Source organism: Nocardioides pantholopis, from assembly GCF_003710085.1.
GTDB lineage: Bacteria > Actinomycetota > Actinomycetes > Propionibacteriales > Nocardioidaceae > Nocardioides > Nocardioides pantholopis.
In genome coordinates this window covers 635,729-648,560 of the sequence record NZ_CP033324.1, presented here as the reverse complement: position 1 = coordinate 648,560, position 12,832 = coordinate 635,729, and the positions used below count along the sequence as shown (strand labels likewise).

The following is a 12,832-nucleotide window of genomic DNA, read 5'->3' as shown; positions in this document are numbered from 1 at the left end:
GCACGGTCGACCGACAACCGGGCCGGCTCGTCCACAGTCAGCTGGCCAGCTCGGCCACCCCGGCGACGAGCCGGTCCACGTCCTCGACGTTGGTGTACGGCGCCAGGCCGGCCCGCACCGCTCCGGCGTCGCCCAGCCCGAGCCACCGGGAGGCCTCGATCGCGTAGAAGCCGCTGGCCGGGGCGTTCACGCCGGCGGCGGCCAGGTGCTCCTGGACCTCGCGGTTCTCCCGGCCGGCCAGGGAGAAGAACACCGTCGGCGTCCGCCGCACCGGGTCGCTGTTCAGCGTGATTCCGTCGATGGCCCGCAGGCCGGCCAGCAGCCGCCCGAGCAGCCGGTCCTCGTGCTCCTCGAGGGCCCGCATCGACTCCAGCACCCGGGTGCGCCGGTCGGTGGCCTGCGAGGCGAGCCCGGCGAGGTAGTCGATCGCCGCGGTGGTGCCGGCCAGCAGCTCGTAGGGCAGCGTGCCGAGCTCGAACCGCTCGGGCACCGCGTCGCTCGAGGGCAGCAGCTTGTCGGGCCGCAGCCGCTCCCACCGCTCCGGCGCCGCGACGACGACCCCGTGGTGCGGCCCGAGGAACTTGTACGGCGAGCACGCGTAGAAGTCCGCCCCCAGCGCCGCGACGTCGACCGGGGCGTGCGGCGTCAGGTGCACGCCGTCGACGTAGAGCAGGGCTCCCGCGTCGTGCACCGCGTCGGCGATCGCCGGCAGGTCCGGCCGGGTGCCGAGCACGTTGGAGGCGCCGGTGACGGCGACCAGGCGGGTGCGCCCGGACAGCTCCGCGCGCACGTCGTCGAGCTCGCCGGTCTCCCGGTCGAACCCGACCCAGCGCACCGTGGCGCCGGCCCGCTCGGCGGCCTGCACCCACGGCCGGATGTTGGAGTCGTGGTCGAGCCGGGTCACGACGACCTCGTCCCCCGGCCCCCAGTCCTTGGCCAGCGCCCGCGAGACGTCGTACGTCGCCTGGGTCATCGACCGCGCGAACACCACGCCGCCCGGGTCGCACCCCAGCAGGTCGGCGACGGCGCGCCGCGCACCGAGCACGACCTCGTCGGCGCGGCGCTCGGCGGCGGTGACCGCGCCGCGATTGGAGATGCCGGCGGTGAGCGTGGCCGCGACCGCCTCGGCGACCTGGCGCGGGACCTGGGTGCCACCGGGGCCGTCGAAGTAGGCCACGCCCTCGTCGAGGGCCGGGAAGTCCTTGCGGATGCGGTCGACGTCGAAGGTCATGGCGACATCATCACCCGGTGAGCCACGGCACCGACACCGGGTGAGGTCGGGCACACTGGGCGCGCCTCGGCCTTCCTAGCTCCCCGAGGCGCCCGCCAGCAGAAGGTCAGCAGAAGGACTGAGGCCCTTGCAGACTCCCGGCTCGGTGGTCGCGTGAAGCGCGAGTACCTCGTCACCCTCCCGCCCGGCGAGGCCGCCAGACTTCGGGCGTTCGACAACAAGACCGACGCCGAGAAGCCGTGGCCCCTGGGTCGGAACCGCACGTTCCGACGCAAGAACACCTCGACGTTCGTCGTCCGGGAGTACGTCGGGTCGGTGCTCTTCGGCAGCGCCATGGTGGCGACGATCGGGACGGCGACCCTGACGGAGGGCGATCAGGTCCGGGTCACCGTGCGGACGGCGGCGCTCGGCATCGGCTACCTCCTCATCGGCGGCGGCGTCCTGCTCGTCTGCCTCACCCCACGGGACGGCATCCCGGCACTCCTGATGGGAGCGATCCTGATGCTGGCCGGCTGGTTCCTGTTCGCCAGGCGGCCGGGACTCGCCGACGACCTCGACGAGGTCGAGAAGGTGCTGCGCGCCGAGCTCCGCGGTCACTGGCAGCCGGTCGGGGCGGACGCGGCGGCCGGCGGTCCGCCCCGAAACGGCTTCGAGACCGCCACCAGGCTGACGAACTTCCTCCACGGAGACGACGTCGACAGCGTCCCCGCGGCTCCCGCCGGATGGTCCGTGACCAACCTCCTGCCCGCCCGGGCGGTCCTCAACGACGGATCGCTCGAAGTGCGGCGGCGGGGCCGGGTCCTCGCCAGGATCCCGACGGACTCGATCAGTTCCCTGGCGCAGATCCCGTGGAAGCCCGACCTCGTCAACCAGCATCCCGCGGTGGAGACGTGGGCCGTCGGCCACGACGGACGACCGCTGGCGGTCATCGGCTGGGACACCCGGATCGAGCGCCAGGCCCGGGACGCCGGACTGCCGCTGCGGCGCTTCGCCCACAGCATCGACCGCGACGTGATCGCGCAGGTGTGGGCCGGTCGACCCGCCTATCCGGTCGCCGTCCACGTCGAGCCGACTGCTCGGCGCTGACCGACGATCCGCCGACCGTCCTCGGTCGAGTCTCGACCCGGAGAACCAGCGAGGGCCCCGAGACTCCTTGCGGGATCTCGGGGCCCTCACGGCCGTGCAACGTGCCGACGGCCTAGGACATCAGCTGCAGCCGCTGGTGCTTCCGCAGCCCTCGCACACGTAGCAGGAGCCGGCGGGGCGCATCTTGGTGCCGCAGGTGAAGCAGAGCGGGGAGTCGACAGCGGTGCCGGTGATCTTCTCCATCAGCTCGGCGGAGGTGTGCGCCTCCTTCACCGGCTTGGCCGGGACCTCGCGGGCCTCGGCGCCGTGGGTGTCCTTGGTCTCGACATCGACGACCGCGGAGGTCTCCAGGCCCTCGCGCACGTCGAGCGTCAGGTCCTCCTCGATCAGCTCGGCGGCCGAGCCGGTCTCGACGACCGGCTCGTAGGAGCCGGTCTCGAGGTAGCGCTGGCGCTCCTCGGCGGAGAAGATCCCCATCGCCTCGCGGGCCTCGAACGGCAGGTAGTCCAGGGCCAGTCGGCGCCAGACGTAGTCCATCAGCGACTGCGCCATCCGGACGTCCGGGTCGTCGGTGAGGCCGGCCGGCTCGAAGCGCAGGTTGGTGAACTTCGAGACGTACGTCTCCAGCGGGACGCCGTACTGCATGCCGATGCTGACCGCGATCGAGAACGCGTCCATCACGCCGGCCAGGGTCGAGCCCTGCTTGCCGAGCTTGAGGAAGACCTCGCCGAGCGAGCCGTCGTCGTGGGCGCCGGAGGTCAGGTAGCCCTCGGCACCGCCGACGGTGAACGACGTGGTCCGCGAGACCCGCGACTTCGGCAGCCGCTTGCGGGTCGGGGCGTAGACGACCTTCTCCACGACCTTGGCCGGGGCGGCCTCCTCGGTCCGGTTGGAGTCGGTGCCCTTGTTCTCGCCCTTGCCCGAGGACATCGGCTGGCCGACCTTGCAGTTGTCGCGGTAGATCGCGGTCGCCTTCAGCCCGAGCTTCCAGGACTGCAGGTAGACCTCCTCGATCTCCTCGACGCTCGCGGTCTCCGGCAGGTTGACGGTCTTGGAGATCGCGCCGGAGAGGAACGGCTGGGCCGCCGCCATCATCCGCACGTGGCCCATCGGCTTGAGCGCCCGGGCGCCCATCGCGCAGTCGAAGACCTCGTAGTGCTCGGTCTTCAGGCTGGGCGCGTCGATGACGTGGCCGTGCTCGGCGATGTGGGCGACGATCGCCTCGATCTGCTCGGGCTGGTAGCCGAGCTTGCGCAGCGCCCGCGGGACCGTCTGGTTGACGATCTGCATCGAGCCGCCGCCGACGAGCTTCTTGAACTTCACCAGCGAGAAGTCGGGCTCGATGCCGGTGGTGTCGCAGTCCATCATGAAGCCGATGGTGCCGGTGGGCGCGAGCACCGAGGCCTGCGCGTTGCGGAAGCCGTTGGTCTCGCCGAGCTTGATCACGTCGGCCCAGGCCTTCGTGGCCAGCTTGTGGACCTGGCCGTCGGCCACGTGCATCGGGCGCACGGTGTCGTTGGCGGCCTGGTGCTTGCGCATCACCCGCTTGTGGGCGTCGGCGTTGCGGGCGTAGCCGGCGTACGGGCCCACGATCGCGGCGAGCTCGGCGGAGCGCTTGTAGGAGGTGCCGGTCATCAGCGAGGTGATGGTGGCGGCCATCGCGCGCCCGCCCTCGGAGTCGTAGCCCAGGCCCATGGCCATCAGCAGCGCGCCGAGGTTGGCGTAGCCGATGCCGAGCTGGCGGTAGTCGACGGTGGTCTGGCCGATCGCCTCGGTCGGGAAGTCCGCGAAGCAGATCGAGATGTCCATCGCGGTGATGATGACCTCGACGGCCTTCGCGAACAGCTCGCCGTCGAAGGTGTCATCGTCCTTGAGGAACTTCATCAGGTTCAGCGACGCCAGGTTGCACGAGGAGTTGTCCAGCGACATGTACTCCGAGCACGGGTTCGACGCGGTGATCCGGCCGGTCTCGGGGTTGGTGTGCCAGTCGTTGATCGTGTCGTCGTACTGCAGGCCCGGGTCGGCGCACTCCCACGCGGCGGTCGCGATCTTGCGGAACAGGTCGCGGGCGTCGACGGTCTCGATGACCTCGCCGGTCTTGCGGGCCCGCAGGCCGAAGTCGGTGCCGTCCTCGACCGCGCGCATGAACTCGTCGGAGACCCGCACGGAGTTGTTGGCGTTCTGGTACTGCACCGAGGTGATGTCGGCGCCGCCGAGGTCCATGTCGAACCCGGCGTCACGCAGCGCGCGGATCTTGTCCTCCTCGCGCGCCTTGGTCTGCACGAACTCCTCGATGTCGGGGTGGTCGACGTCGAGCACGACCATCTTCGCCGCGCGCCGGGTGGCGCCGCCGGACTTGATGGTGCCGGCGGAGGCGTCCGCGCCGCGCATGAAGGAGACCGGGCCCGAGGCGGTGCCGCCCGAGGAGAGCAGCTCCTTGGAGGAGCGGATCCGGGAGAGGTTCAGGCCGGCGCCGGAGCCGCCCTTGAAGATGAAGCCCTCCTCCTTGTACCAGTTCAGGATCGAGTCCATCGAGTCGTCGACCGAGAGGATGAAGCAGGCCGAGACCTGCTGCGGCGACGGGGTCCCGACGTTGAACCACACGGGGCTGTTGAAGGAGAAGTACTGGTGCGCCAGCAGCCAGGTCAGCTCGTGCTCGAAGATCTCGGCGTCGGCGTCGGAGCTGAAGTAGCCGTGCTCGGTGCCGGCCTTGGTGTAGGTCTTCACGACCCGGTCGATGAGCTGCTTGAGGCTCCACTCGCGGGCGTCGGAGCCGACGGCGCCGCGGAAGTACTTGGTCGTGACGATCGTGGAGGCGTTCACCGACCAGAAGTCGGGGTACTCCACGCCACGCTGCTCGAAGACGGCCTCGCCGGTCTTCCAGTTGGTCTGGACGACGTCGCGGCGCTCCCAGGTGATCTCGTCGTACGGGTGCACACCAGCGGTGCTGAAGACCCGCTCGATCTTCAGGCCCCGGCCGCGGGCGCTGCTGTCTCCCGTGGTCGTGCCGCTCACCGTCTCGGTCATGCCGTCTCCTCTGTCGCTGTTGCTGCTGGTTTCACTGCTGGCTTGGTACTCACTGCTTCGACTGATGGTCTCGCCGACCACCGACATCCGGTGGGGGAAGAGGTGGTGCGCCCGGCACGCAGCTTCCCCACTACGTGCCGGGCGGTCTGGGGTCAGCCCGTGGCGACGGGCTGGGGTGGCATCCGGTCGGCCCGGAGCATCGCGATCTCGGACTCGAAGTCGTCGACCGACTCGAAGGCGCGGTAGACGCTGGCGAAGCGCAGGTAGGCGACCTCGTCGAGGGCGCGCAGCGGGCCGAGGATCGCGAGGCCGACCTCGTGGGCCGGGATCTCCGCGGCCCCGGAGAGCCGCAGGGTGTCCTCGACGTCCTGGCCCAGGCAGGCCAGCTGGTCCTCGCTCACCGGTCGGCCCTTGCAGGCCTTGCGGACGCCGGCGATGGCCTTCTCCCGCGCGAACGGCTCGGTGGCGCCGGAGCGCTTCAGCACGCTGAGCTGCATCAGCTCCACGGTCGTGAAGCGCTTGGCGCAGGCCGAGCAGGTACGCCGCCGGCGGATCGAGCCGCCGTCGTCGGCGACCCGGGAGTCGAGCACCCGGGTGTCGGTGTTGCGGCAGTACGGACAGTGCATCGGGTGCCTCCTCTCGGGCGCGCCGAGAACACCCGACGAGGGGTGCCTGGACCTGTGGATAACGCGGGCTTCGCTGTGCAGAACACTGTGTAGAACACGCACTTGCCTGTGAGTAGTCCGCGGCTAGCTGTGCACTAGATGTGGATAACTACACGTGTGTAAGTACTAGATGTTGGGGTAACCGTACGCGCGCACCACCGAGGGCGCAAGTACGACCAGACCAGGTCGGCGTGTCGCCGGAAACGCGCAGGTCAACGCCCCGCGAGGGCTGCCAGATCGCGCCACCAGGAGAGCCGGTTGGGGCGTCCGTCGTAGTCCTTGCGCTGGTTGGCGCCGCTGGTCCCGGGCAGCACGAAGACCTGCGACTCCCCCAGGTACCAGTCCGCCGGCCCCAGCCCCGGCCGGCGTACGCCGAGGGCGCGCGCGGCCTCGTGGGCGACGCCCTTGGAGGTGAAGGCCAGCCACTCCGGGCGCCACTTCTCGACCTTGGCGACGAGCTCGTCGATCTCCACCCAGCGCGGGTCCCAGTGCCCGACCAGGTCGGTGAGCCCGAGCCCGAGCCCGACGACTTCGCCCTCCTCCTCGGGCCGCAGCTGGCGCGGGGAGAGTCCCGAGAGGTGCAGCGACTGCCAGAAGCTGTTGCCGGGACTGGCGTAGTAGTGGTCGCGCAGCGTCGTACTCTCGGCGCCGGCCAGGCCGCAGAAGACGATCACGGGGTCCGGGGCGACGATGTCGGGGAGCACCTCCATGTCCACAGCCTGCCGGTCGGGACAAGCCCGGACGGATGGGCGGGTCCAGCCCGCACAGCCTTGGCGGATCGGCCACAATGAGCGCGTGGCGAGCAAGGGCAAGCGAGCGGGGTCCCGACGGGCGCGGCGCAGGCCGCCGACCACCGCGCCGATCCTGGTGGGGCTCGCCGCCGGCGTCACCCTCCTGGTCGTCGCGTGGGGCTACCTGGTGTACGCCGCCGTCGACTTCGGGTCCAGCGCGCGCGGCGGGGACAGCCGGTCCTGGTGGTTCCTCGCGCTCGCCTCGGCTGGCGCCGTCGCCTGCCTGTTCGCGGGGCTGATGCTGATCGCCCGCCTGCTGCGAGCGCTCGGGGTGACCAGCACCCCGGAGCCGGCACCGGCCGCCGCCCCGACGGACGAGCCGCCCACGGTCACGATCCCCCGTCCCCCCGGGGGACGGCGCGCCGCGCGCTGATCCCCTGCATCGTCCGGCGGAGACGGCGCAGGGGGCGGGGCCGATGGCCCCGCCCCCTGTCTTCCCCGGATCGCCGGCCGGGGTCGAGTCGGCCGACGACGTCTGGATGGGCGCTCAGCCCTGCGGCACCCGGAGCCGCTGCCCGGCGACGAGCATCGAGGACTCGAGCGCGTTGAGCCGCTCGATCTCGCGCATCGTGGAGCGGACGTCGCCGTCGGCCGCGAGGTCGGCGGCGATCCCCCACAGGGTCTGACCGGTGCCGACGGTGACGACAGTGGTCGCCTCGGCCGCCCCGGACTCGGGCGAGGCCACGGAGCCGGCGGACCAGAACACCACGACGGCCAGCATGACCACGACGGCCGCCAGCAGCACCACGGCTCGACCGCGGCGCGTCAGCCGGACGCCGGCGGCGCCGGAGCGAACGGCGCGGGGCTGCGCGACAGCGGGCCGGACGGCCGGACGGACGAGCGAGTGGCTCATGGTGCTCATGACTGCCTCCTGGGGAGATGGTGGCCGGACGACCAGATGTCTATCGGCGAGCACCGACAGTCCTGTTCAGGTCAGCCGATGAGCCGCTCGATCAGACGTTCGATCGAACACGTGTGCGACGCTAGAGCAGGTGTTCGAACAAAGCAAGGACCTCGGCGAACACGTGTTCGAGCGTGTCGCGGCTCGTCGAGGCGCCACCGCCTTGCTCGCCACCGCGGGTTCACTCCGCACCGGCGCCCGGCACGGTGGCCGGGTAGACGAAGTCCTCGTCCGGAAGCAGGTGCTGAACCCCGCGCATCGCATCGCCCCACAACGGTGCCGCGTAAGCGGAGGCGGACGGGACGCCGATGACGGTGCCGCCCACGACGGAGCCCTGGAGCAGCGCGGGAGCGCCCTCGGAGCCGACCCCGGCGATCACCGCTGCGGTGGCCAGCGCCGGCGTGTGTCCGACGAACCAGACAGACAGGCCCTCGTTGTTGCCGGTCTTCCCGGCCGCCGGCTTGTCCAGGGCGGCGGCCGAGGCGAACCCGCCCTGCTCCAGGACGCCGCGCAGCACGTCGTTGACGGCGTCGGCAGTGGTCGGCGCGACGGCCTGCTCACAGCGGGGCGCGTAGCTGCCGAGCACGGCATCCCCGGGACCCCGGACCTCAGCGACTGGTCGCGCATCGCAATGGAGCCCGCGGGCCGCAAAGGTCGCGTAGGCCTCGGCCATCTCCACAGGGCTGACGTCGGCCACCCCGAGCGGGAAGATCGGGACGCGCTCGGGCTGCACGCCGTCGGCTCCCTCCGGAGCCGTCAGGCGGACGCCGAGGTCACGGGCCAGGTTGTACGGCTCGCAGATACCGGTCTGCTGCGCCAGCCGCAGGTAGAAGGTGTTGATCGACAGGCGCGTACCGGAGTACAGGTTCTCGGACCCGTCGGAGGGGGCCGCGTTGTTGCCGACGGTGAACTCGCCGGCATACGGCGGCGCCCCCGCGCAGTTGGCGTAGTCGGCCTGGTCGAACGACATCGTGTTGGGCGTCGCGTAGGTCGTGTCCAGGCCGATGCCCTGCTCGATGGCCGCGGCCAGGACGAAGGTCTTGAACGTCGATCCGGCCTGGAAGCCCTGGGAGCCTCCGTACTCCGGCGGGACCCCATGGTTGACGAAGGTCTCACCGTTCGCGGTGTCGCCGCCCATGGGTCGAGACTGGGCCAAGGCGAGCACGTCGCCCGAACCGGGCACGATCATGGCGACCGCGCCGATCGCCGCGTCGGTGGGGTCCGTCCGGTCGGCCACAGCCTGCTCGGCGGCGCGCTGGTGCCGCCGGTCGAAGGTCGTCCGGATGGTCAACCCGCCCTGACGGAGCAGGCGTTCGCGCGCCTGTCGCGTGGCCCCGAGCGCAGGATCCTGGAGGAGGTACTGCACTGCATAGTCGCAGAGGAAGGGGGCCTCGCCCGCCAGGCAGCCGTTACGCACCGGGGTCACGGTGAGGCCCAGGTCGGTGCGTGACACGCGTCGTGCCCGGCGCTCACTGACCAGCCCCAGTCCGGCCATCCGCCGCAGGACCGTCGCCCGCCGCTCGCGAGCCCGTCGCGCGTTCTCGGTGGGGTCGTAGGCCGAGGGGCTCTGAACGAGCCCGGCCAGCAGCGCCGACTGCGGCAGGTCGAGATCCGCGGCGTCGGTGCCGAAGTAGCGCTCCGCCGCCGCCTGGATGCCGTAGGCGCCTGCCCCGAAGTACGCGGTGTTGACGTAGCGCTCGAGGATCCAGTCCTTGGTGTGGTCCCGCTCCAGCGCGATCGCCAACCGGAGCTCCCGGAGCTTACGGGTCACCGACTGCTCCGTCGCGCTGCGTCGCTCCGCGTCGTTGCGAGCCTGCGTGACCAGCGTCAGCTTCACCAGCTGTTGGGTCAGGCTCGAGCCACCCTGGACCATCGAACCCGAGCCCACGTTGGCGAGCAGGGCGCGCGTCGTGCCCGGCAGGTCGATGCCCCCGTGCTCGTAGAAGCGTGAGTCCTCCACTGCCAGAAGTGCCTCGACGAAGGTCCTGGACACCTTGTCGAGAGGGACGATGACCCGGTTCTCCTCGAAGAGGTGGGCGAGCACGTTGCCGTCGGCGTCCAGCACCGTCGAGCGCTGCGGAAGCGGCAGCAGTTCCATCTCCTCGGGGACGACGTCTGCTGAGCTCGTCACGTCGCGCGCGATCCCGGCCCCGATCCAGGCGACCGGTAGCGCCATCGCAGCGACGAGCACCCCGATGGTTGCCGACGCGGCCACGAAGCTCAGGACCGGCCGGCTCGCGTAGCTGGAGCGAACCGCCGCGCTCGCCACGGACGCTGCCTCGTGTTCGTTGTCCACGGGTCCACAGTCCGATCCCCTCCTCATGCTGTCCAAGCCTCACAGGTGCATTCCGATGCGGTTTGCGCATACTGGGTCCCATGAACCTGGTGGCAGCCTGCGAGGCGTTCGTGAGCGTTGCGGAGCGAGGCAGCTTCACCCGGGGGGCAGCTGCCGTCGGAATGTCCCAGCCCGGGGCGAGCCGCCGCATCGCAGCACTGGAGCGCCACCTCGGGGTCTCTCTCCTCGACCGGTCGGGCCGGTCGCCAGCGCTGACGCTCGCGGGCCACCGCGTGCTCGAACCCGCTCGGCAGGTGGTCCGCGCCTCCGAGACGCTCCTGCTCGAGGTCGAGGAGGCTGGCCTGCGGTCACTCCACCTGGCCGTGCCCACCGGGTGCGACGTACGAGAGCTGGCCGCTGTCGAGCTCGCCAGCAGGGACGCGGGAATGCAGCTGGTGCTCACCGAGGCCGAGCCGCGGGTGCGGGCCGATCTGCTGACCCGCGGGCGCGTGGAGGCCCAGGTGGCGGCAGTCCCGGGCGCGGACGGCGACTGGACGGTGACGCTCGGACTGGCCGGCGCCCTTCCCCGTCCGGGTCGCGTCCACCTCGACCAGCTACGACCCTCCGGCCGGAGCCCGGCCAGCGAGGCTGCGCACGTCCACCTGCTGCCCGAGGACGACGTGCCCCACCTGCGCGACCCCCTCTTCGCGGCTGCGGAGTCCGCCGGGCTCGGTGTCGCTCAGATCTCGGTGACGACGTCATTGGCAGCTGCGCTGGCGAGCGTCCTCGCCTCCACGGATCTGGTCGTGCTGTCCGAGCACGAAGCGCGGCGCCTTGACCTGGCCTGGTCGCCACTGGCGCATCCCCCTCTGACGCGGGGATATGCCTTGACCTGTGCGATGGCCAGCGACTCCGCCCGACTGCGCGCTGCGATCGGCACCCAGCTCGCTGCAGCGCTGGGCGTCGGCCTAGGGAGCCAGCCCGGGGGGCGACCATGACCTCGGGCACCGTACGGCTGCTGCGCGATCTCAGGGCCGAATTGGACGCCGCCGGCCTCACCGGCTGGTTCCTGGTGCGCGATCTCGACTCCGGGGAGGAGATCGGGATCGATCCCGACGCCGTGGTGCCGCTCGCGTCGTTGGTCAAGGTGCCGTTGGCCGCAGCCGTGCTCGACCGGGTTGCCTCGGGCGAGCTGAGTGAGGGAAGGCAGCTGCGCCTGGCTGGGCGAGGAAGTCGCGAGATCGGACCGGCGGGGCTCACCCGGTTCCGGTTTCCGGCCACCATCGCGCTCGCAGACGTCGTCTACCTCAGCACGTGCCTGAGCGACAACGTGGCCGCTGATGCACTCTTCGACCTGGTGAGTCCCGCGCACGTGACGCACTACGTCCGTGGGCTAGGGATCACGGACCTGACCCTGCGTCATCGACTCTCCGACCTCACCGAGACGCCTGCCGAGGCCTTGGTGCAGACACCGCAGCTCGCGCAGACGCTGGCAGCGCACGGCGGAACGCCGAGCGGCGGCCACCGCGTGCGCCAGCTGGACAGCGCCCGCGCCAATTCCGGCACTGCTCGTGCCTGCGTCGACCTGCTCGAGGTGCTGTGGACCACGCCGGGCCCCGTCGTCCCTGAGGTCTCCGCGCGAGTCCGCGAGCTCATGGGGCAGCACGTCGTGGCGCGACAGCGACTCTGGCCCGACTTCGCTTCCGACGCGACCACCTGGTCGTCGAAGACCGGGACGCTGCTCAACCACCGCCATGAGATCGGCGTGGTCGAGCACGCCGACGGCGACCGCTACGCCGTGGCGGCACTGACGGCCTCCCGGGTCTCCGCGGGGATCCAGCACGTCGCCGAGGCGACCATGGCTCGGGTCGCCCGTCGGCTGCGCGACCATCTTCGTCACTGACCGTCCTGGGGGCGGCGCTTGGGTCGGACGGTCGGTGGCGACGCTTTCGCCGTTCGGACCCGGCCACGCGCGTCGCGTGCCGGGTCGCGCTGCAGGGGGGTGGCCGCGACACGCGGTTCGAACAGATGTTTGAACCCGCGGCCCTCCGGGGCTAGCGTGGGCACACGCACCCGGGTGGCCCGGGCGCGGCACGCACTGCGGGAAGGCACACATGACCAGGAAGAAGAGCGACACGGTCGCCGAGCTCCCCGACGGGCCCGCCGACGCCACCGGCCTGACTCCGCGCCAGCAGCGGGTGCTGGCCCACATCAAGGACTGCATCGAGAAGCGCGGCTATCCGCCGAGCATGCGCGAGATCGGCAACGCCGTGGGCCTGACCAGCTCCTCCAGCGTGGCCCACCAGCTGAAGGTGCTCGAGGAGAAGGGCTACCTCAAGCGCGACCCGAACCGTCCCCGCGCCCTCGAGGTCTTCCTCCCCGAGGTGATGGCGGCGCGCCGGGCGATGTCCTCGGCCGACGACAGCGGCGTGGACGAGACCGGCGTCGGCGACACCCGGCCGGAGGCCACCTACGTCCCCGTCGTGGGCCGGATCGCCGCCGGCGGCCCGATCCTGGCCGAGGAGCGGGTCGAGGACGTCTTCCCGCTGCCCCGCCAGCTCGTCGGCGACGGCCAGCTCTTCCTGCTCGAGGTCTCCGGCGACTCGATGGTCGACGCGGCCATCTGCAACGGCGACTACGTCGTGATCCGCCAGCAGCCCACCTGCGAGAACGGCGAGATCGTGGCCGCGATGATCGACGGCGAGGCCACCGTGAAGACCTTCCAGCGCAAGGACGGCCAGGTCTGGCTGCTCCCCCACAACGAGGCGTACCAGCCGATCGACGGCACCCACGCGACCATCCTCGGCAAGGTCACCGCGGTGCTGCGCAGCCTCTGACCCTCGCGCACCTAACGCG

Annotated in this window: 11 protein-coding genes and 1 pseudogene; 6 read left to right on the top strand and 6 right to left on the bottom strand. The window is 71.2% G+C overall.

Going from position 1 to position 12,832, the window contains the following annotated elements:
* Positions 1-37: 37 nt before the first annotated feature.
* The gene (locus EBO35_RS03035; RefSeq protein WP_122816418.1) at positions 38-1,231 is read right to left on the bottom strand and encodes a cysteine desulfurase-like protein; all 1,194 of its coding nucleotides are present in this window, start codon (positions 1,229-1,231) and stop codon (positions 38-40) included.
* A gap of 153 nt (positions 1,232-1,384) precedes the next feature.
* Between EBO35_RS03035 and EBO35_RS03030 the strand changes: the two genes are divergently transcribed.
* A complete protein-coding gene (locus tag EBO35_RS03030) occupies positions 1,385-2,317 on the top strand; it encodes a hypothetical protein (protein ID WP_122816417.1) in 933 nt (310 codons plus the stop codon).
* Positions 2,318-2,437: 120 nt separating this feature from the next.
* On the opposite strand, the gene EBO35_RS03025 is transcribed toward EBO35_RS03030, so the two are convergent.
* The 3 genes from EBO35_RS03025 to EBO35_RS03015 form a co-directional block, all read right to left on the bottom strand.
* Positions 2,438-5,344, bottom strand: a complete 2,907-nt coding sequence (locus EBO35_RS03025; protein WP_122816416.1) for a vitamin B12-dependent ribonucleotide reductase — start codon at positions 5,342-5,344, stop codon at positions 2,438-2,440.
* 152 nt (positions 5,345-5,496) lie between these two features.
* A complete protein-coding gene (gene nrdR, locus EBO35_RS03020; protein ID WP_122816415.1) occupies positions 5,497-5,970 on the bottom strand; it encodes a transcriptional regulator NrdR in 474 nt (157 codons plus the stop codon).
* A gap of 251 nt (positions 5,971-6,221) precedes the next feature.
* Positions 6,222-6,719: a mismatch-specific DNA-glycosylase gene (locus EBO35_RS03015; RefSeq protein WP_122816414.1), complete on the bottom strand. Its 498-nt coding sequence runs from the start codon at positions 6,717-6,719 to the stop codon at positions 6,222-6,224.
* Positions 6,720-6,804: 85 nt separating this feature from the next.
* On the opposite strand from EBO35_RS03015, the gene EBO35_RS03010 reads away from it, so the two are divergent.
* Positions 6,805-7,173, top strand: a complete 369-nt coding sequence (locus EBO35_RS03010) for a hypothetical protein (RefSeq protein ID WP_122816413.1) — start codon at positions 6,805-6,807, stop codon at positions 7,171-7,173.
* 114 nt (positions 7,174-7,287) lie between these two features.
* Here the strand turns inward: EBO35_RS03010 and EBO35_RS03005 are convergent, their stop codons facing one another.
* Both EBO35_RS03005 and EBO35_RS03000 read right to left on the bottom strand, forming a co-directional pair.
* A complete protein-coding gene (locus EBO35_RS03005; RefSeq protein ID WP_122816412.1) occupies positions 7,288-7,662 on the bottom strand; it encodes a LysM peptidoglycan-binding domain-containing protein in 375 nt (124 codons plus the stop codon).
* Between the two features lie 220 nt (positions 7,663-7,882).
* Entirely contained in the window at positions 7,883-9,970 is a 2,088-nt protein-coding gene (locus EBO35_RS03000) for a transglycosylase domain-containing protein (RefSeq protein ID WP_164477776.1), read from the bottom strand.
* Positions 9,971-10,077: 107 nt separating this feature from the next.
* Between EBO35_RS03000 and EBO35_RS20345 the strand changes: the two are divergent.
* The 4 genes and pseudogenes from EBO35_RS20345 to lexA all read left to right on the top strand — a co-directional run.
* Positions 10,078-10,254, top strand: a pseudogene (locus tag EBO35_RS20345) (helix-turn-helix domain-containing protein); the annotation flags it as partial.
* A 15-nt stretch (positions 10,255-10,269) separates the two neighbouring features.
* Positions 10,270-10,974 carry a hypothetical protein gene (locus EBO35_RS02995; protein ID WP_241153836.1) on the top strand — a complete coding sequence of 235 codons (705 nt, stop codon included), beginning with the start codon at positions 10,270-10,272 and terminating at the stop codon, positions 10,972-10,974.
* Complete coding sequence (locus tag EBO35_RS02990) at positions 10,971-11,879, top strand: serine hydrolase (protein WP_122816409.1); 909 nt, start codon at positions 10,971-10,973, stop codon at positions 11,877-11,879. Before EBO35_RS02995 ends, EBO35_RS02990 begins: the two co-directional genes overlap by 4 nt.
* Before the next feature lie 211 nt (positions 11,880-12,090).
* Complete coding sequence (gene lexA / locus EBO35_RS02985; protein ID WP_122816408.1) at positions 12,091-12,813, top strand: transcriptional repressor LexA; 723 nt, start codon at positions 12,091-12,093, stop codon at positions 12,811-12,813.
* The last annotated feature ends 19 nt before the right edge of the window (positions 12,814-12,832 follow it).